General features: G+C 68.7%; 18 protein-coding genes. 5 read left to right on the top strand and 13 right to left on the bottom strand.

Annotation, left to right across the window (positions count from 1 at the left end; genetic code table 11):
• Window positions 1-3 precede the first annotated feature (3 nt).
• Together HUS56_RS07260 and HUS56_RS07255 are read right to left on the bottom strand one after the other, a co-directional pair.
• Window positions 4-348, bottom strand: coding sequence for a hypothetical protein (locus HUS56_RS07260; RefSeq protein WP_173922730.1), 345 nt, complete (start codon window positions 346-348; stop codon window positions 4-6).
• A gap of 38 nt (window positions 349-386) precedes the next feature.
• The gene (locus HUS56_RS07255; protein ID WP_173922729.1) at window positions 387-2,873 is read right to left on the bottom strand and encodes an ATP-dependent DNA ligase; all 2,487 of its coding nucleotides are present in this window, start codon (window positions 2,871-2,873) and stop codon (window positions 387-389) included.
• Between the two features lie 221 nt (window positions 2,874-3,094).
• On the opposite strand from HUS56_RS07255, the gene HUS56_RS07250 reads away from it, so the two are divergent.
• Complete coding sequence (locus HUS56_RS07250; protein ID WP_173922728.1) at window positions 3,095-4,033, top strand: Ku protein; 939 nt, start codon at window positions 3,095-3,097, stop codon at window positions 4,031-4,033.
• Between the two features lie 66 nt (window positions 4,034-4,099).
• Here the strand turns inward: HUS56_RS07250 and HUS56_RS07245 are convergent, their stop codons facing one another.
• Window positions 4,100-4,513 (bottom strand): hypothetical protein, encoded by a 414-nt coding sequence (locus HUS56_RS07245; protein WP_173922727.1) that lies wholly within the window; start codon window positions 4,511-4,513, stop codon window positions 4,100-4,102.
• A 169-nt stretch (window positions 4,514-4,682) separates the two neighbouring features.
• Here HUS56_RS07245 and HUS56_RS07240 point away from each other — a divergent pair, with 169 nt between their 5' ends.
• The 3 genes from HUS56_RS07240 to HUS56_RS07230 all read left to right on the top strand — a co-directional run bounded on the left by HUS56_RS07240 (window position 4,683) and on the right by HUS56_RS07230 (window position 7,006).
• Window positions 4,683-4,955, top strand: a complete 273-nt coding sequence (locus HUS56_RS07240; protein WP_173922726.1) for a hypothetical protein — start codon at window positions 4,683-4,685, stop codon at window positions 4,953-4,955.
• Window positions 4,956-4,960: 5 nt separating this feature from the next.
• Complete coding sequence (locus HUS56_RS07235) at window positions 4,961-5,983, top strand: diacylglycerol kinase family protein (protein ID WP_173922725.1); 1,023 nt, start codon at window positions 4,961-4,963, stop codon at window positions 5,981-5,983.
• Between the two features lie 204 nt (window positions 5,984-6,187).
• Window positions 6,188-7,006 carry a mycofactocin-coupled SDR family oxidoreductase gene (locus HUS56_RS07230; RefSeq protein ID WP_173922724.1) on the top strand — a complete coding sequence of 273 codons (819 nt, stop codon included), beginning with the start codon at window positions 6,188-6,190 and terminating at the stop codon, window positions 7,004-7,006.
• Between the two features lie 85 nt (window positions 7,007-7,091).
• Here HUS56_RS07230 and HUS56_RS07225 read toward each other — a convergent pair whose 3' ends face one another.
• The 5 genes from HUS56_RS07225 to HUS56_RS07205 form a co-directional block, all read right to left on the bottom strand.
• On the bottom strand, window positions 7,092-8,543 hold the full coding sequence (locus HUS56_RS07225; RefSeq protein ID WP_173922723.1) for an NAD(P)/FAD-dependent oxidoreductase: 1,452 nt from the start codon (window positions 8,541-8,543) through the stop codon (window positions 7,092-7,094).
• Window positions 8,540-9,547: an SDR family oxidoreductase gene (locus HUS56_RS07220; RefSeq protein ID WP_173922722.1), complete on the bottom strand. Its 1,008-nt coding sequence runs from the start codon at window positions 9,545-9,547 to the stop codon at window positions 8,540-8,542. The genes HUS56_RS07225 and HUS56_RS07220 overlap by 4 nt, the downstream gene beginning before the upstream one ends.
• The gene (locus HUS56_RS07215) at window positions 9,547-9,996 is read right to left on the bottom strand and encodes an SRPBCC domain-containing protein (RefSeq protein ID WP_173922721.1); all 450 of its coding nucleotides are present in this window, start codon (window positions 9,994-9,996) and stop codon (window positions 9,547-9,549) included. Before HUS56_RS07215 ends, HUS56_RS07220 begins: the two co-directional genes overlap by 1 nt.
• A 109-nt stretch (window positions 9,997-10,105) precedes the next feature.
• Window positions 10,106-10,519 (bottom strand): DUF6098 family protein, encoded by a 414-nt coding sequence (locus tag HUS56_RS07210; protein ID WP_173922720.1) that lies wholly within the window; start codon window positions 10,517-10,519, stop codon window positions 10,106-10,108.
• Window positions 10,520-10,608: 89 nt separating this feature from the next.
• Window positions 10,609-11,049, bottom strand: coding sequence for a DUF1801 domain-containing protein (locus HUS56_RS07205; protein ID WP_173922719.1), 441 nt, complete (start codon window positions 11,047-11,049; stop codon window positions 10,609-10,611).
• A 159-nt stretch (window positions 11,050-11,208) separates the two neighbouring features.
• Here HUS56_RS07205 and HUS56_RS07200 point away from each other — a divergent pair, with 159 nt between their 5' ends.
• Window positions 11,209-11,958, top strand: coding sequence for a DUF4386 domain-containing protein (locus tag HUS56_RS07200; protein WP_173922718.1), 750 nt, complete (start codon window positions 11,209-11,211; stop codon window positions 11,956-11,958).
• Window positions 11,959-11,975: 17 nt separating this feature from the next.
• On the opposite strand, the gene HUS56_RS07195 is transcribed toward HUS56_RS07200, so the two are convergent.
• The 5 genes from HUS56_RS07195 to HUS56_RS07175 form a co-directional block, all read right to left on the bottom strand.
• A complete protein-coding gene (locus tag HUS56_RS07195) occupies window positions 11,976-14,327 on the bottom strand; it encodes an arylsulfatase (RefSeq protein WP_173922717.1) in 2,352 nt (783 codons plus the stop codon).
• A 112-nt stretch (window positions 14,328-14,439) separates the two neighbouring features.
• Window positions 14,440-15,237 carry an ABC transporter permease gene (locus HUS56_RS07190; protein ID WP_173922716.1) on the bottom strand — a complete coding sequence of 266 codons (798 nt, stop codon included), beginning with the start codon at window positions 15,235-15,237 and terminating at the stop codon, window positions 14,440-14,442.
• Window positions 15,234-16,013 carry an ABC transporter permease gene (locus HUS56_RS07185; protein ID WP_173922715.1) on the bottom strand — a complete coding sequence of 260 codons (780 nt, stop codon included), beginning with the start codon at window positions 16,011-16,013 and terminating at the stop codon, window positions 15,234-15,236. The genes HUS56_RS07190 and HUS56_RS07185 overlap by 4 nt, the downstream gene beginning before the upstream one ends.
• A complete protein-coding gene (locus HUS56_RS07180; protein WP_173922714.1) occupies window positions 16,010-16,795 on the bottom strand; it encodes an ABC transporter ATP-binding protein in 786 nt (261 codons plus the stop codon). The genes HUS56_RS07185 and HUS56_RS07180 overlap by 4 nt, the downstream gene beginning before the upstream one ends.
• A gap of 6 nt (window positions 16,796-16,801) precedes the next feature.
• Entirely contained in the window at window positions 16,802-17,866 is a 1,065-nt protein-coding gene (locus HUS56_RS07175) for an ABC transporter substrate-binding protein (protein ID WP_173922713.1), read from the bottom strand.
• Window positions 17,867-17,918: the final 52 nt, after the last annotated feature.

Below are 17,918 nucleotides of genomic sequence, written 5' to 3'. Positions count from 1 at the left end.
GCGTCAGCCGGCGGACAGGGGCTGGGTCTCGCGCGCCGGGGCCTGCGTGCCGATGTGCTCCTCGACGAGCATGATGCCGCCGGTGCTGTTCGCCGACCGCATGAGCTCCTCGACCCAGTCCCGGCTGAGTTCGGGCTGCTCGGGCAGGTCGAACACGAACCGGAGCGGGATCGAGGGGTGCAACCACAGGGTGCTGCGGCCGCGGGGCTGGTCCGTCGGATGCATCCACGACAGGGTGAAGCTCTCACCGCGTCGCAACTTCGTCGTGATCGCGATCTTCAGGTGCGCAAGCGCACGATCTTCGATGCCGATCGGTGTTCCAGAATCGCCATAGTAGAGGGTGCCCACAATCTGGAGCCTACTCAATACTCCCCCCGAATGGGGTATCACGATTCCCTGACGACGTCGCCGGGAGACTTGTCGGGTCGCAGCCCGCGCCATCGCGGATGTCGGGCGACGCCGGTGCGGGTCCACTCCCCGAATTCGATCTCTCCGACGAGCTCGGGCTCGACCCAGACGGCGTCGGCGACATCGGGTGCCGGTACCTCGATGAAGGGCGACGTGTCGCGTCGGCGAGCGTCGAGGGCGCTGAGGAGTCGTTCGGACTCGACCTCGCGCAGGCCGCTGCCCACGCGACCCGCGTACTCGAGGCCGTCGGGTCCCGGGATGCCGACGAGCAGCGACCGGATGCGCCCGGTGCGCGTACCGGTGCCCCTTCGGTACCCGCCGATCCCGACCTCCTGGGTGTGGCTGAGCTTGAGCTTCAGCCAGTCGTCGGTTCGCACCCCCGGCCGGTAGACCGAGTCGAGGCGCTTCGCGACGAGGCCCTCGAGGCCGAGACGGCGGCTCTCCTCATACGCCTCCTCGGGGGTGCCGGATGCCGCGGATGGCACTTCGATCGGCAGGCCCCGCCGCGGGCGCACGAGTCGCCCGAGCAGCTCCCGGCGCCGCCGGTACGGAAGCTGCATCACCGATGACCCCGCGATCTCGAGCACGTCGAAGAGCAGCAGTCGCACGGGGACGGATGCCGCGACCCGCTCGATCTCCCGAGGACGCGTGAGGTTCATCCGTTGCTGCATGCGCTCGAAGCTGGGACGCCCCGTCTCGTCGAGGGCGACGATCTCGCCGTCGACGAGCGCATCGCCCCGCAGGACGCGCGGGAGCGCCGCGAGCTCGGGATACGTGGCCGTCACGTCGTTGCCCCTGCGGCTCAGCAGGCGCACCCGCCCGTCATCGACGCGGGCGAGCACCCGGATCCCGTCCCACTTCCATTCGAGCGCCCACTCGTCACCGCGCACGAGGCCGAGGGTGCCGGATGTCGCGAGCATGGGTCGCTCGAGGATGGGCGGCACGACCTCGTCGTCATCCTCATCCGGTGGTCGAGTAGCGCCAGCGGCAGGCGGACGCGTATCGAGACCCTCCTCCTCCGATCCCGAGACGCGTCGCGCCTCGCGCGGCGCTCCTCGATCGCCGGAAGCCCAGTGCCCGGGTCGCTGGTCCTTCATGCGGTGGAGCAACCAGTTGCTCTTCTCCCCCGATCCCTCGGTGCGGATCAGCGCGAGACGGACCCGCCCGGCGAGCGGCCCCCCGGGCTGCCCGGCCAGGTCGACGATCACCTCCTCGTCGCGCCACTTCTCGGTCTCGTAGGTGCCCGTGTCCCAGATCGTCATGGATCCGGCGCCGTACTCGCCCTTCGGGATGGTGCCCTCGAAGACGAGGTACTCCATCGGGTGGTCTTCGGTCTGCACCGCGAGATGGTTCACGCCCGGGTCATCCGGAACCCCCTTCGGTACCGCCCAGCTCTTCAGCACGCCGTCGCGCTCGAGCCGCAGGTCGTAGTGCAGGCGCCGGGCGTGGTGCTCCTGGATGACGAACCGCGGGTCGCCGTCGCCCGGCGATCCCCAGCTCGACTCGGGCATAGGTTCGGGCGTGACTCCCGGCTTGCGCATCGAGAGGTACTCGGCGAGCGGCCCGGCCTGCGCAGACGACGCCGCGGTGATCACGGCGAGCGGATCGGGTCGGGATGCCACGCGCTCGAGCACCTCGTGCGCCTCGAGGTGCCGCAGGTCGGGGTCGTCGAGCTCCTCCCAGGTGCGAGGCGCCGCGACCGTCGGGCGGAACCGCCCGCGCAGCGAGTACGGGGCGATCGTCGTCTTCTTGCCGTTGTTCTGGCTCCAGTCGATGAACACCCGGCCCGACCGCAGCGTCTTGCGCATGCTCGACACGATGAGCTCGGGGTGATCGGCCTCGAGCGCCTGCGCCAGCTCCTTCGCCACCGCTGAGACCTGATCCGAGGTCTGCCTTCCGTCCAGCGCCGCGTACAGGTGGATGCCCTTGCTGCCGCTCGTCACGGGCATCGCCTCGAGGCCCATGCCGGCCAGCAGGTCGCGCACGAGTCGGGCGGCCTCGGCGCACTCGGCCAACCCCATGCCCTCGCCGGGGTCGAGGTCGAAGACGATCCGATCGGGATGCCCCGGCTCACCCTTCGCATCGAATCGCCACTGCGGCACGTGCAGCTCCAGCGCGGCCTGCTGCCCGAGCCACACGAGCGTCGCCCGGTCGCCCGCGATCGGGTAGGTCTTCGGCCCGTCGGAGTGGCGGATCACACCGGTGCGGATCCAGTCGGGCGCGTGCTCGAGGTTCTTCTCGAAGAACGACGACTGCGGGTCATCCGGAGTCCCGACGCCGTGCACCCAGCGCTTGCGCGTGACCGGACGCCCCGCGACGAGCGGCACCATGACGGGCGCGACCTCGGCGTAGTACGAGATGACCTCGCCCTTGGTCATGCCGGTCTCGGGATACATGACCTTCTCGAGGTTCGTCAGCCGGAGTCTCCGGCCGTCGACCTCCACCATCTGGCGCGTCTCGGCCATTCCTCCATCCTTGCAGCGGGGCAGCGTCGCAGCACGCTCATCCCACTTCGGGTTTGTAGGACATTCCCGGGTTCGTAGGACTCCTGCGACCCCCAGCGCCCTACCGAGGCTCCGATGTCCTACAAACGCCGGGCTGCGGGGGCGCGCGGGGCGGGGGCCGCGGGCCGAGCCCCGGTGCAAGAGGGTTCCCACGCGGCATCCGGGGGTGTGTACTGGTAGGCATGCGAGCCGTCTGGAAAGGCGCGGTCACATTCGGCCTGGTCAATGTGCCCGTCAAGTTGTACAGCGCGACCCAGGACCACGACGTGTCCCTGCATCAGGTTCACGACGCGGACGGTGGCCGCATCCGCTACCAGCGCGTCTGCGAGATCGATGGCGAGGTCGTCGAGTACAAGAACATCGACAAGGCCTACGACGACGGCGAGCGCACCGTCATCATCACCGACGAGGACCTCAAGTCCCTTCCGGCTGAACGCAGCCGCGAGATCGAGGTGATCGAGTTCGTGCCGACCGAGCAGATCGATCCGATCATGTTCGACCGGAGCTATTACCTCGAACCCGACTCCGCCTCCAGCAAGGCGTACGTGCTGCTGCGTCGCACGCTCGAGTCGACCGACCGTACGGCGATCGTGCGCATGGCACTGCGCCAGAAGACGCGGCTCGCAGCGCTTCGCGTGCGCGATGACGTGCTGGTCGTGCAGACACTGCTGTGGAGCGATGAGGTGCGTGCCGCCGAGTTCCCGTCGCTCGATGAGCCGGTGAAGATCTCGACGAAGGAGCTCGACCTGTCGAAGCAGCTCGTCGAGAGCCTCGTCGCCGACTTCGAGCCCGAGCAGTACGTCGACGAGTACCAGCAGGAGCTCCGCACGCTCATCAAGGCCAAGCTCGAGCAGGGCGATGCGGTCGACACGGCCGCGACGTTCGGCGAGCAGCCCGAGGAGGAAGGCGGCGAGGTCATCGACCTCATGGAGGCGCTGCGCCAGTCGATCGCCTCGAAGCGCGAGGGCGGAACGGGCGCGGGTTCGGGTGCGGCCTCGGGTTCGGGTTCATCGAAGTCGGATGCCGCGAAGAAGACGTCGGCGTCGAGCGGCACCAAGAAGCCCGCCGCGAAGAAGTCGAGCTCGAAGTCGACGGCGGCGAAGAAGAAGGCGGCGTCCTGAGACGCGGCGGCGCGAGGCATCCGTCGTGCTGATGCCTCGCGCCGTCGGGTCGCGTGCTGCGCTGGATCAGCCTTCGTCGCTGCAGGCGTCGTTCACGGCCGTCGCCGCGTCTTGGATGGCGGACTGGTGCTCGGCCACGGCCTCGTCATCGACTTCGGCCTCGGGGTCGCTGGGCAGGGTCTCAGCGAAATCGGCCGCGTCGTCGATCTTCTCGTCGAGCGCGTCGAGCGCCTCGGAGACGTCGCCGTCAGCCTCCTCTTCGAGGGCGTCGACCCGTTCGCTGTAGCCCTCGAGCGCGTCGTTCACGTCTGCCGGGTCGCCTCCGGCGGCAAGGGCGTTCTGGGCGCCGTTCGAGATGTCGCGCACCTCGGTGCTGATGGCGTCGCATCCTGTGGCCGCCGTCTCGCCACCACCGCCGCCGCCGGCCGCGCAGCCGGTGAACAACAGCGCCCCGGTGAAGACGATTGCGGCGGACGTCATGATTCGTTGCATGATGTGATCCCCTCGTGTCAGCAGACCTGCACAGCATAGCGAGCAGCCACCGACACCATCAGGGCTTGCGCGCAACCCCCCGTTCGGGCCGACGTCGCGCATCCGGGCACCTGTCAAGGGGCTGCGCCCCTCGGGCCGGCCGACCTAGGCTCGGCACATGAGTACACCTGACGAGACGGGCGCCCGCCCGAATCCCGAGCGGGGTCGCGGCGAGCCCGCACCACTCGATGACCGCGAGCAGACCCGCAAGGACGTCAGCTACAGCCCCGGCAGCGAGACCGAGACGGCCGCCAAGCAAGATGATCCGCTGCCCGATGCCATCGCCGACGACGCCGACATCGACGCCTCGCAGATCAACGCCGTGCCGGGCACGGGCGGCCCCGACGACGCGGGCGACGTCGACCTCGATCCAGAGGACGTCGAGCGCTGACCGGGGTGGAACACGGCACCGAGGGCCGCGAGTCGACCTCGTCCGCGACCGGACAGCGTCGGGCCGCGATCATCTACAACCCGGTGAAGGTCGACGCGGAGGTGCTCCGAGCCGCGGTGGCCGCCGAGCCGGCGACGGCGGAGTGGGCCGAGACGCTGTGGTTCGAGACGACCGTGGAGGATCCCGGTCTCGGACAGGCCGAGCAGGCGCTCGAGGCGGGCGCCGACATGATCATCGCGGCGGGCGGTGACGGAACCATCCGCAACGTCGCGCAGGTGCTCGGTGGCACATCGGCCTCGTTGGCGCTGCTGCCGTCGGGCACGGGCAACCTCCTCGCGCGCAACCTCGACCTCACCCTCGACGACATGGAGCACTCGATCCGGGTCGCCTTCGACGGTGCCGACCGCAAGATCGACCTCGCCTGGGCCGAGATCCGCCGCGAAGGCGGCTCCGTCGATCGGGCCGCCTACCTCGTGATGGCCGGGTTCGGACTCGACGCCAAGATGCTCTCGGAGACCGACGAGGAATTGAAGGCCAAGGTCGGATGGCTCGCCTACGTCGATGCCATCCGCAAGGCGCTCCGCGACAAGAACCGGATGCGCATGCGGTACCGCCTCGACGGACGCCCGACGCGCACGGTCTCGGCCCACACGCTGATCATCGGCAACTGCGGGTCCCTTCCCGCGAACATCCTGCTGCTGCCCACCGCGGCCATCGACGACGGCCGATTCGAGGCCGTGTTCCTCCGCCCCGAGAGCGCCTGGGGCTGGCTGCAGATCGTGATGAAGGTGATCTGGGAGAACGGGGTGCTGCGCCGCACCAAGCTCGGCCGCAAGCTCGTCGGCCGCGACGTCGACGCCCTGCGCTACGTCAAGGGCAAGCGCCTCGACGTGCTGCTCAGCCGCCCCGAGGAGGTGGAGCTCGACGGCGACAGCTTCGGTCGTGCCAACGCCTTCCGCACCTGGATCGACCCGGGTGGGCTCACCGTGCGCGTGCCGGTCTCCGAGGAGGAGCCGACCGAGCAGTGACGGATGCCGCGGCATCCGTCGCACTCGCGGCATCCCGACACACGTGGCATGCGTCCAACGCGCGAAGGCGCTCACTCCGCTGCGCCGAGAGCCGGCGCACACGTCCTTCCCAGAATTGTGGCACTGAGTGCCATATAATGGACGGTTCAGCCCGCCCGACGTCCGCTTCGAAAGTGCGACGTCGCAAGCGAGAGGGGAATGACCATGGGAAGTCTTGAAGGCCAGACAGTTGTGATCACCGGCGGCGGACGCGGCCAAGGCCGCTCGCACGCCGTCGCGCTCGCCCGAGAGGGCGCGAACATCGTCGTGACCGACATCGGCGAGGCCGAGGTGCGGAACGTGTCGTACGGCCTCGCCACCGAGGAAGACCTCGCCGAGACCGTGCGCCAGGTCGAGGCGCTCGACCGCCGAGGGGTCGCCGTGAAGGCCGATGTCCGCAACACGGAAGACATGCAGCGCGTCGCCGACACGGCCATGGCCGAGTTCGGCCGCATCGACATCCTGCTGGCCAACGCTGGCATCCACGGGATCTTCCAGAACACGTACACGATCGACGACGCCTCCTGGCAGACCATGATCGACACCAACCTCACCGGGGTCTTCAAGTCGATCCGCGCCGTCGTCCCGCACATGATCGAGGGCGGCCGCGGCGGTTCCATCGTGATCACGTCATCGGTCGACGGCCTGCGCGCCACCCCGTCGTGGGGCCACTACGGTGCCGCGAAGGCGGGAACGGTCAACCTGATGAAGACCCTCGCGGTCGAACTCGCGCCGCACAAGATCCGCGTGAACACCGTGCATCCGACCGGCGTCAACACGCCCATGGCCGAGGCGCTCATGGATACGGTGGGCCCGATCACCGACCAGTGGCGATACGCGACCGACCGTGCCAACCTGCTCGACGTTCCCGTCATCGAGCCCGAGGACATCAGCAATGCGATCGCGTGGCTCGTCTCCGACAAGGCGCGCTACGTCACTGGCGTGTCGCTCCCGGTCGACGCCGGGTACACCACGAAGCACTGACCGGCCCCCGGTTCACGCGCCGCCGCCCGTCGTCGTCACCGAGCACTGACGGATGCCGCGGCATCCGTCGGGGCGGCGACATCCGTCAGCCGACCGAGAGGTTCGGCCGCGCGCGCGTTCCGAACTCGTGCCGCAGGGCGCTGAGTGCCGCGTACCAGCCGTTGAGGCCGGTGACGCCCGGACCGGGAGGGGTCGACGACGAGGCGAGGTAGACGCCCGGCAGGGGCGTGCGCCAGGGATCGGTCGAGACCACCGGTCGACGCACGAGCTGCCCGAGCGACGGGGCGCCGGCGGCGATATCACCGAGCACGTAGTTCGGGTCGTACCGTTCGACATCGAGGGCGGTGCGACTCGATGCGGCGAGGATGAGGTCGCGGAAGCCGGGAGCGAATCGCTCGATCTGGCGGGTGATGGCCTCCTGCTGATCGATCGCCGACCCGCGAGGCACGTGCGTGTACGTCCACAGCACGTGCTGACCCGAGGGTGCACGCGATTCGTCGACGATCGAGGGCTGCGATGCGAGCACGTACGGCGAACCCGCGTGCCGGCCCTGCGCGACGTCGCGTTCGGCCTGCGCGATCTCGGCGCGCGTTCCGCCGACGTGCACGGTGCCCGCGGAGCGCAGCTCGGAGTTCGACCACGGCACCGGTCCTGCGAGCGCGAAGTCCACCTTCGCGACGCCGTTGCCGTAGCGGAACCGCCTCAGCGAGCGCGCGTACCGGCGCGGCATCCGATCACCGGCCATCCGGAGCAGCGCGCGAGGTGTCACGTCGAGGAGCACCGCGCGTGCCGACGGAAGGTCGCCGAGGTCGGTGATCTCGGCATCGGTCGTGATGGAGCCGCCGTGGGCGAGGAGGTCGTCGGCCAGGGCATCGACGATCGCCTGGCTGCCGCCGACCGGGATGGGCCAGCCGCCCGCGTGCGCGTAGGCGCCGAGGGCGAGGCCGGCACCCGCCGGCGCGAGGCCCGGCATCGGAAGGATCGTGTGGGCGGCGACGCCGGTCAGCATCGCCGGCACGACGTCGTCGGCGAACCGCAGGTTCCACAGCGGTGAACCCTGCTCGAGCGAACGGAGTGCGAACCATGACGCCGCGAGCAGGTCGCTGGGAACGCCGACGAGGTTGCTCCCGGTGAACTCGGCCACCCCGTCGGCACGGGCGACGAGCGGCGCCATGAGCCGTCGGTACGCCGGCCCGTCACGGCCGAGTCGCTCGGCCGTGCGATCGAGGTCGGGGTACGCGATCCCGGCGCGTCCGCCGTCGAGCGGATGCCCGAAGGCCACGGGCGGATGCCGCAGCTCGACTCGGCGCGCCAGCTGGAACTCCCGGAAGAAGTGCGAGGCGACCGCCATCGGATGCACCGCCGAGCAGATGTCGTGACGGAACCCGGGAAGCGTGACCTCCATCGTCCGCGCACCCCCGCCGATCGTCGGGTTGCGTTCGAGCACGTGGACCCTGAGGCCCGAGCGGGCGAGCGTCACCGCCGCTGCGAGTCCGTTCGGGCCGGCGCCGACGACGACGGCGTCGGCATCGGTCATCTGCGTCTCCGCGGCGCGACCGGCCCTTGCAGTGCGACGGCCCCGACCGCCGCTGCCGCGACGGCCGCACCGACCGCGGACAGCGTGCGTCGATGCGTGATCGCCCAGACCTGCGGCGACATCGAGACGGCCTTGTCGCCGAAGGCGCCCCGCGTGGCGACATCGGCCGGCACGGGCCGGTTGAGGTTGGGCGGCAGCATGGGATCGCGCTCACCGGTGGCCTTCTGCGCACGGTACCCGAAGGTCGCGGCGAGACGGTCGAGCGTCCGCCCCGACAGGCGGTTGCCGACGATGGCCGCCAGCGTCGGCTCACCCACCCAGGTTCGGCGACGCGGATGCCGCACCACGGTCATCACCACACGAGCGGCCGTCTCGGGCTCGAACACGATGGGAACCGGCCGGGCGCGCCACTGCATCAGGCTCTTGGACCAGCTGTAGAACGGCGTGTCCAGCGCGGGCATGTCGATCTGCGAGATGCGGATCCGGCTGCGATGGTGCAGGAGCTCGGTCGTGACCGACTCCGTGAAGATGCGGCTCGCCGCCTTCGCCGCGCAGTACGCCGACAGGAGCGGGAGGCCGCGATGGGCGAGGGCCGAGGAGATCTGGATCACGTGCCCCCGATTGCGCGGCACCATGCGGGAGAGCGCCGCCCGCGTGCCGTTCACGAGCCCGTGATAGGTGACATCGGTCACACGCTCGAAGTCGGCGGGGTCCACGTCGAGGAACTCGCCGTGCACGGCACCGATCGGACCGTTGATCCAGAGGTCGATGGGGCCGAGTTCGCGCTCGATGCGGGGCGCCGCGTCCTCCACCCCGTGTCCGTCGGCCACGTCGGTCGAGACCCACAATCCCCGCCGCCCACGCTCCTGCACCTCGGCGACGGTCGCCGCCAGCCGGCGGATCTCACGGGCGATGACGGCGACATCCCAGCCGGCGTCGGCGAGCTCACGCACGACGGCTCGGCCGAGACCCGCGGACCCGCCGACGACCACTGCGACAGCCATCAGCGGTCTCCGTTCTCTTCGCGGCCTTCGGCCAGGTACGCGAGGCGGTGCAGGGTCTCGCGGTTCCGGACGTACAGCATCGGATCGGTGAGGAACCGAGGGATCCAGCTGCCCGGACCCTCGACCGGTTCCTCCTGGATGCGGACGAGGCATCCGTCACCGTGCGACCGCACGTCGATCGTGACCCGTGCCTCGCCGATGGGCCAGCCCTTCGCGCGCACGACGGCGCGGCGCGGCGGGTTCCATTCGAGGCTCACGGTGTCGTCGTCGATCAGTGCCGGCCACACGCCCACCGAATGATGCAGCTCACTCCCCGGCGCCGGCCAGCTCGAGTCGACATTGCGCATGCGCGAAGCGCCCACGACCCATCCGGGATACAGCCAGCCGTCGGCGAGCACCTCGAAGACGGCGTCGGGTGAGCACTTGAGGGCTCGGACATTGCGAGACACGAGGCATCCCTTCTCCCCAGGCGGCCACCCGGCCGACTCTGCCATTCGAACGTAACGGCAGCGGTCGAGGATGTCGCGGGATTGACACTCGTCGCCGAGTGCCGTGTGCTCAGCCCTCGGGGCCGCGACCGGCGTCGAAGTTCCGTTCGTATCGTGCCTGCGCCTCATCGAGCAGCTCGTCGGAGATGCGAGCGACCGGCTCGACATCGGCGAGGAGCGGTTCGGAGTCGGGCCCCCTCGCGACCGTCCTTCCGGTGAGGACCCACGGGTATCGATCGGGGTTCTCCTCACGCAGGTGCCGGTACTGGCAGAGCTGACGCGCCAGCCAGTCCTCGAGGGGACGCGTCCACCATCGCTCCGCCTCGAGCGGGTTGACCGAGAGCCCGGGGAGCTCCAGGCCGCTCTCGGTGTCGATGCTGTTGCGCTCGCTGTCGGCGTCGTATCCCTCCGAGTAGCGCACGTACAGGGGCGGCTCGGCTCGCACGAGCTCGACGAGCTCGTCGAGTGACGACAGTTCGCGCATCGGGTCCACCTCCACTGACCGGACGCTAACTGAGGATGGCGCCTCGACGCGAGCCCCTTGCCCTGCGCCGAGGTCGGTGTTCGTGAGGATCAGTGCTTCTCGCCGGGCAGGTCGGCCGCCTGACGGATCCACGACACCAGCTGGGCTTCGTCGAGGTCGTCGTGCTCGTAGATCCTGAAGTGCCGCTGCTCGGGGTGCTTCGAGTCCTCAGGCGGCATCGGGTCGAGGGAGGTGCCGCGGAAGAACGTGATCTTCACGTACTCGGTGAAACAGCGATACGCGAGGAACCAGCTGTCGCGCTCGTTCCCGTAGAACGGCTGCTTCCACTTCACGGCCTTGTGCACCCCGGGAACGGTCGTTCCGATCAGCCGGTCGAGGTACTCCCCGGTGTCGCGCTTCCATCCCGGCATTGCGGCGATGTACGCCTGCACGGGACCGTCACCGTCTCCCTTCGGGATCTGCGGGTTCCCGCCCGACAACAGCTTCGGCTCGGCGGCCGCGGTCGGCTTCTTCGAGGGGGTGTCGTCCATCGTTCGGCTCCTCTCTTCGTTCTGCTTCGCTGCCTTGACGTACTTCGAGCCTCTCACGATGCTCGTTTCAAGCTCTTGCCTCGGGCTTCGGGCTTCGGGCTTCGCAGCTCGGGCTCCGGACTTCGAGCTCGGCTTCGGGTCGGGGAAAGGAACATCGTCGTGACCAGGACCAGACGACTGGCGCTCGCAGCGGGTGTGCTCTACCTGCTGACGTTCGCCTTCTCGATTCCGGCGTTCTTCCTCTACGAGCCCGTGCTGACCGATCCGGCCTATATCGTCGGCGACGGTGGCGCGGACACGCGGATCGCCTTCGGCGCCGTGCTCGAGATGCTCACCGCGCTCGCGGGCATCGGCACCGCCGTCGCGGTGTTCCCGGTGGTGAGGCGGCAGAGCGAGGCCGCGTCACTGGGCTTCGTGACGACTCGGAGCTTCGAAGCGGCCGTGATGATCATCGGCGTGATCGCCCTGATGTCGATCGTGAGCCTGCGCCAGGCCGGCGCCGCCGCCGGCACCGACGATGCCGCGCTGATCGCCGTCGGCCAGGCCCTGATCGAGGTCCGCGACCAGACGGCTCTCTTCGGACCCGGCTTCGTTCCGGCGCTCAATGCGCTGTGCTTCGGCTACGTGCTGTTCCGTTCGCGGCTCGTGCCGCGGGGGATCCCCGCCCTCGGACTCATCGGAGCTCCCCTGCTCATGGCGTCGGCGATCGCCGCGATGTTCGGACTCCACGACCAATCGGTGTTCGCGGCCATCGCGCTCGCTCCGATCTTCATCTGGGAGCTCACGATCGGCCTCTGGATGACGTTCAAGGGCTTCAACCCCTCGGCGTTGGCGGCGCTCGGATTCACGACGACCGAGCGAGCTGGAACCGGCTCATCGCCACGCACGGCCACTGACGAAGACGCCTGACGGGCGACCCCCTTCGATCACGAACCCTGCGGCACCGAGTACGCGATGTGCACCCGGTCGATGCGCCCGTCGAACGCGAACGGCATCCGGTCGGCGTAGTGACGCGACACGGCCCCGCCGTAGGCACGTCCGATGTCGAGGCAGTCGTTGGCCGAGAAGAGCAGCGGCGCGCTCACGGGAACCGTGCCCGAGCCGACCTCCGTGCCGTCGACGCGGAGCACGACCCGCAAGGGGCCGCCCGGCCGGGGCTCGACGTAACTCGTCTCGATCTCGATCGTGACGTCGCCGGCCGGGATCGGGTCGGCCGACGCGACCGTGGTGCGCTGGATCAGGAAGAGGTTGTACTCGTAGGTGAGCACCCCGTCGGCGAAGAAGCACGTGAGCCCGCCGCCCGCTCCGCCGAGCTTGTAGAGCACCCCGTTCGCCCGCTCGCCGACCTGCACCTGCATCGTCACCGTGTTGGGACGATTCCCGAGCGCAGGGGCGCAGAACTCGGGTACACGAACCGTGTCCCCGCTCATCTCCCACTCGGTGTAGGGGGGACTGATCCGGTCTTCGGGGTGCAGCGCCGGCACCCAGAGCCCACCGCCGATCGGCAACGCCTCGTTCCTCGCCGCCTCGATCGCGAACAGCTCCTTCAGCTCGGCGAGCTTCTGCGGGTGCTGCGCAGCCAGGTCCTCCGCCTGCGTCCAGTCGTGGTCGAGGTCGTAGAGCTCCCACGTGTCCTGGTCGGGGGTCCAGGTCCGGATGCCGGGAGGGGCGCCGGGAACCCACGGCAGTCGCGGACCGAGCGCCGACGCCATCCACCCGTCGGAGTAGATGGCACGGCTGCCCATGATCTCGAAGTACTGGGTGCGGCGGCGGCCCGCGGCATCCGCGTCGTCGATCGAATACGCCAGGCTGATGCCGTCGATGGGATCCTGCGGAATCCCGTTCACGAAGTCGGGATGCGAGATGCCGACGATCTCGTAGATCGTCGGGACGACGTCGATGACATGGTGGAACTGGGTCCGCGGCACCGGATCGGGCTCGATGCGGCTGGGCCACTGCACGAACATCGGGTTGCGCGTGCCGCCGAGGTGCGACGCGAGCAGCTTCATGCCCTGGTACGGCGTCGAACCGGCCCACGCCCATGCCGCGTGGTACTGGTTGTCGGTCGCCGGAGTCCCCAGCGCCTCGAGCCCCCCGAGCTCGTCGAGTGCCGCGATGTGCTGCTCGACGGTCGACGGGATCATGTTCTGAGCCAGCAGCTCGCTGATCGTGCCGTTCTGGCCCTCGCCCGACGATCCGTTGTCGCCCCAGATGTACACGATGATCGTGTTGTCGCCGTACCCGAGCCGCTCGACCTCGTCGATGAGCCGACCGGCCTGCACGTCCGCGTGCTCACCGAATCCCGCCGCCACCTCCATCAGGCGGCGCTGGAACGGCTTCTGGTCGTCCGGGATGTCGTCCCATGCCGTCAGGCTGTCGGGGCGGGGGGTGAGCACGGCGTCCTCGGGGATCCATCCGGCGGCTTTCGCGCCCTCGTGCGCCCGCTCGCGGTAGGCGTCCCATCCGTCGTCGAACTTCCCGGCGTATTTGTCTGCCCACTCCTTCATGATGTGGTGCGGCCCGTGCAGCGCGCCCGTCGCCCAGTACATGAAGAACGGCTGATCGGGCTTCAGCGCCTTGTGGTTGCGCAGCCATCCCATCGCATCGTCGGCGATGTCCTCGCTGAGGTGGTAGCCCTCCTCGGGGGACTTCGGCGGCAGCACCGACGTGGTGTTGCGAACCAGGTTCGGTTCGTACTGGGATGCCTCGCCGGCGAGGAACCCGTAGAAGTACTCGAATCCGTAGCCGGTCGGCCAACGGTCGAAGGGCCCGGCCGTCGTCGTCTCCTCCGCGGGAGTGTTGTGCCACTTGCCCCAGGCGCCCGTCGCGTACCCGTACTGTCGGAGGACCTCCGCCACGGTCGCGCTGCTCTTGGGGATGTGACCGGAGTAGCCGTCCCAGTCGTTCGCGAGCTCGGCGATCTGCCCATTGCCGACGCGATGGTGGTTCCGGCCCGTGAGCAGCGACGCACGGCTCGGCGAACACATCGCGGTCGTGTGGAACCGGTTGTACCCGACACCGTTGGCACGGACCCGGTCGAGCGTGGGGGTGTGCACCAGCCCACCGAGCGTGCTGGGAAGCGCCGGACCCGCATCGTCGATCAGGATGATCAGGACGTTCGGTGCGTCGGCCGGCAGATGACGCTCGTGCGGTCTCGGGCTGTAGGTGGACTCCTGCATCGTGCGACCGGCCACACTGCCCGAGGCGGCCGGCGGGAACGGCAGCGTGCGTGCCGGTGGGAGGGGGGTGCCGATCACTGAGCCGCTGGTCTCGTTCATCACTTTGCCTTCCGTTCGCGCGGTGAACCGACCACGCGCGACCGACCCCCCGTCCGAGGAACGCTAGCGGCGCTCGTCTCCCGCACGCATCACGCGAATCGGGTGATCCGGGTCACCCACCGGAGGTGATGAGGCTGCCCTCGTCGTTCGCGTGGTGCCTCTGCCAGGGAAGGAGCAGCGGTTCCAGAGCGCGGAAAGCGAGGTTCACGACCAGGCCGATCATTCCGACCAGGACGAGGCCGGCGTAGATCTGATCGACGGCGAACTGCTGGCCGGCACGGTGGATCATCGAGCCGAGCCCTGAATCGGCACCGACGAATTCCGCTGCGACGAGGGTGATGAGACACGTCGCAAGGCCGAGCCGCAGGCCGTTGAACAGGCCGGGGGCGATCGCCGGGAACAGGAACCGAGTGAAGTACTTCGCGCCGTTCGCGCCGAAGTTCCGTCCGGCTTCGATCAGTTCGGGGCTGACGTTCCGCACGCTGCCGCGCGTACTGATGATGATCTGGAAGAACGCGGTCGCGAATGCGGTGAGGATGAACGCCAACTCCCCGCGCCCCACGATGATCAGGAACAACGGGAGGATCGCGATCTTCGGCAACGGGTAGAGCGTGTCGGTGATGGGTCGGGTGAGCCACTCGATGACGCGCCAGTGTCCTGATGCGACGCCGAGCGCCACGCCCGCGACGGCCGCGAGTGCGAACGCCAGACCGAGCCGGCTCAGGGTCGTGAGCAGGTCGCTCCCCAACCGTCCGTTGACAAGTTGATCGACCGTCGTGACGGCGACATCGCCCAGTGGGATGAAGAACCGCGGGTCCAGCAGCTGCATCCGCGTGGCGGTCTCCCACACGATGACGATGACGATCGGGATCACCCAGATCTGGGCCCAGTTGCGCGCTGTCCTGTTCATGATCTCCTCCGCACCTCGGCCCGCCACGGCAGGAGCTTGTCGGCGAGGGCGTCGAACCCGAGTGAACTGAGGAGCCCCAGGACCGCGATGCACAACAGGGCGACGTACATGTCGGTGACACGGAGGATCTGCCAGTTCGACCAGAGGAATCTCCCCAGGCCGTTCTGGGCTCCGACCATCTCGATCGCGATCACCGCGATGAGCGAGAAACCGAGGGAGATCCGGATGCCCGTGACGATCGAGGGAAGCGCACCGGGAACGATCACGCGGAGGAAGAACCGCGCTCCGCGGCTTCCGTAGTTGCGAGCGACCTCGAGGATGAGTGGATCGATGCTGCGCACGCCGGCGATGGTGTAGAGCACCATCACCACGAGCGGCGTGACCAGGGCGGTGAGGAGCACCGCTGCCTCATTCCGACCGAGCAGGAAGGCGAGGAACGGGAAGAAGAGAACACCGGGGATCGGGTAGATGAACGCCAACACCGTGCTCGTGCCGCGTTCCGTCCACCTCGACGCGGTCACGGCGATTCCCACCGCGACTCCGACGACCACAGCGAGTCCGATCGTGATAAGCACCCGCAGGACGGTGATCCCGATGTCGTCGGCGATGCCCTGCCCTGCCTCGAGCACGATCGAGGAGCGCGAAATGATCTCCGTCGGCGGCGGGAAGAACGTCGGGCGCAGGATCCCCGTGCGGCTGAGCACCTCCCACACCCCCAGGAGGACGACCGGGCCCACCAGGAAGACCCACTTCCCGCGCAGCATCCGCCAGGTCACGCTCCCTCCACCGCCATCGCCGCCTGGACTTCGACGCGTAGGTGCTCCCAGATGCCCTGCGACAGCGCCGCGAACTCCTCGGTGCCGCGCAGTTCGGGACCGCGAGTCAGCGGGAAGTCGAGCTCGATCACCTCCCGGATCCGACCCGGTCGGGCGGACATCAGCACGACGCGGTCCGAGAGGAAGACCGCCTCATCGATCGCGTGGGTGATGTAGAGTACGGTCGGCTGCGACTCCTGACGCAACTCCAGGATCTGCTCCTGGAGGAGCGTCCTCGTCTGCGCATCGAGCGCGCCCAGCGGTTCATCCATCAGGAGGATCTCGGCGTCCTGGGCGAGCGCGCGGGCGATTCCGACCCGCTGCTTCATGCCGCCCGACAGCTGATGGGGATAGAAGTCGCCGAACTTCGCGAGACCGAGTCGGGCCAACTGCTCGTCCGCGATCTGTGCCGCCTCCCGCTTGGGAACCTGGCGGTTGCGCGGCCCGAACATCACGTTGTCACGCACCGAGAGCCATGGGAACAGGGCGTGCTCCTGGAAGACCATGGCCGTCTTGGGTCGACCGGGCTTGGACGTCGCGATCTCCACTGTCCCGCTGCTGGGCTCGTGCAGGCCTGCGACGAGCCGCAGCAGCGTGGATTTCCCGCATCCAGACGGACCGACGATGGAGACGAACTCGCCCGTCGCGATGTCCAAGGACACGTCTTCGAGAGCCGTGACCTCGGTGGCGCCCGGAAAGCGCTTCGTCACCTCCTGAAGGCGAACCTTGACGGTGTCAGGCATCGTCTTCTAGCTCCCGAGCACCGCGTCGCGCCAACTGAAGTCCCAGATCTCCTCTTCGGGAATGATCTCGTCGTAGTTGAGCGAGTTCTGCTCCATGAAGAACTTCTGGTAGCGGAGCACCATGTCGAGGTCGACGCTCAGGTCGGCGGTGATGTGGTGCTGTCGTGATGCCGCGACGATCGCAGGGTCGGCTCCGGTGTACTGCTCGACGAGGTCGAGCATCTCGGGCGTGTCCCAACCGTTCTCCGCGAGGTCGGCCGCAGCCATCGCGTACGCCTCCATGAAGGCCTCGGCCAGCTGGGAATTCTGGTCAGCCCAGTCCGTGTTGAAGATGATCCCGGTGAACGGCAGCGGCTCGGTGTCGGGCGTCTCCCACGGGCGGTACCCGGAGCCGTTCTCCTCGGCCTGCGTCGGGAAGGGCTCGGACAGGATTCCGCCGACGATCCCGCCGTTCGCAAGTGCGACGACCTGATCCGGGAAGGGGATGTGCTCGAGGTTGATCTCGGACATCGACAGGCCAACCTCCTCGAGCGCGAAACCCAGCAGCGCCTCGGTCACGACGCCCGGAGCGTTCGCTGCGAACGACTGGCCCTGCAGGTGCGACATGTCCCCCGCGAGTTCCGAGGCCTCCTCGGCGCTGCCGGCATGCTGCGACGAGATGATGAAGTAGTCCTCCAGGTACCCGGCGTGCATCGGCGCGACATAGCGCACCGGCAGCCCCTCGTCGAACGCGTTGTAGGCGGCCGATCCGATCCCGGCGAAGCCGACGTCGTACTGCCCCGTGGCGACACCGGTGAGTGACTCGTTCCCGCTGTTCACCTCGATCATCTCGATCTCGATGCCGACGTCCTCCGCGTACTTCTCGGCCGTGGCGAACAGCGGCAGCGACGAGCCCGTCGCGAGGTAACCGACTCGGATGACGCCGCTGAGGTCTGCGGTGGCGTCGCCGTTCGAGGTCGGATCGACCTGGCCGGTGTCACCACCCGCGCATCCGCTGAGTACCAGCGCGGCTGCTGCGGCGGCAGCGAGGATCCCGTAACGGGTGCCGCGTCGGGCTGTGATGTGACCCATGGTGAAACTCCCTTGTCTCGAGGTGCTCTTGGTGTGGTCGTGCGTGTTCTCG

This window comes from Agromyces sp. Marseille-P2726, from assembly GCF_902809835.1.
GTDB lineage: Bacteria > Actinomycetota > Actinomycetes > Actinomycetales > Microbacteriaceae > Agromyces.
Note: the sequence above shows the minus strand (reverse complement) of the source record. Positions and strands in the feature narration are given on the sequence as shown.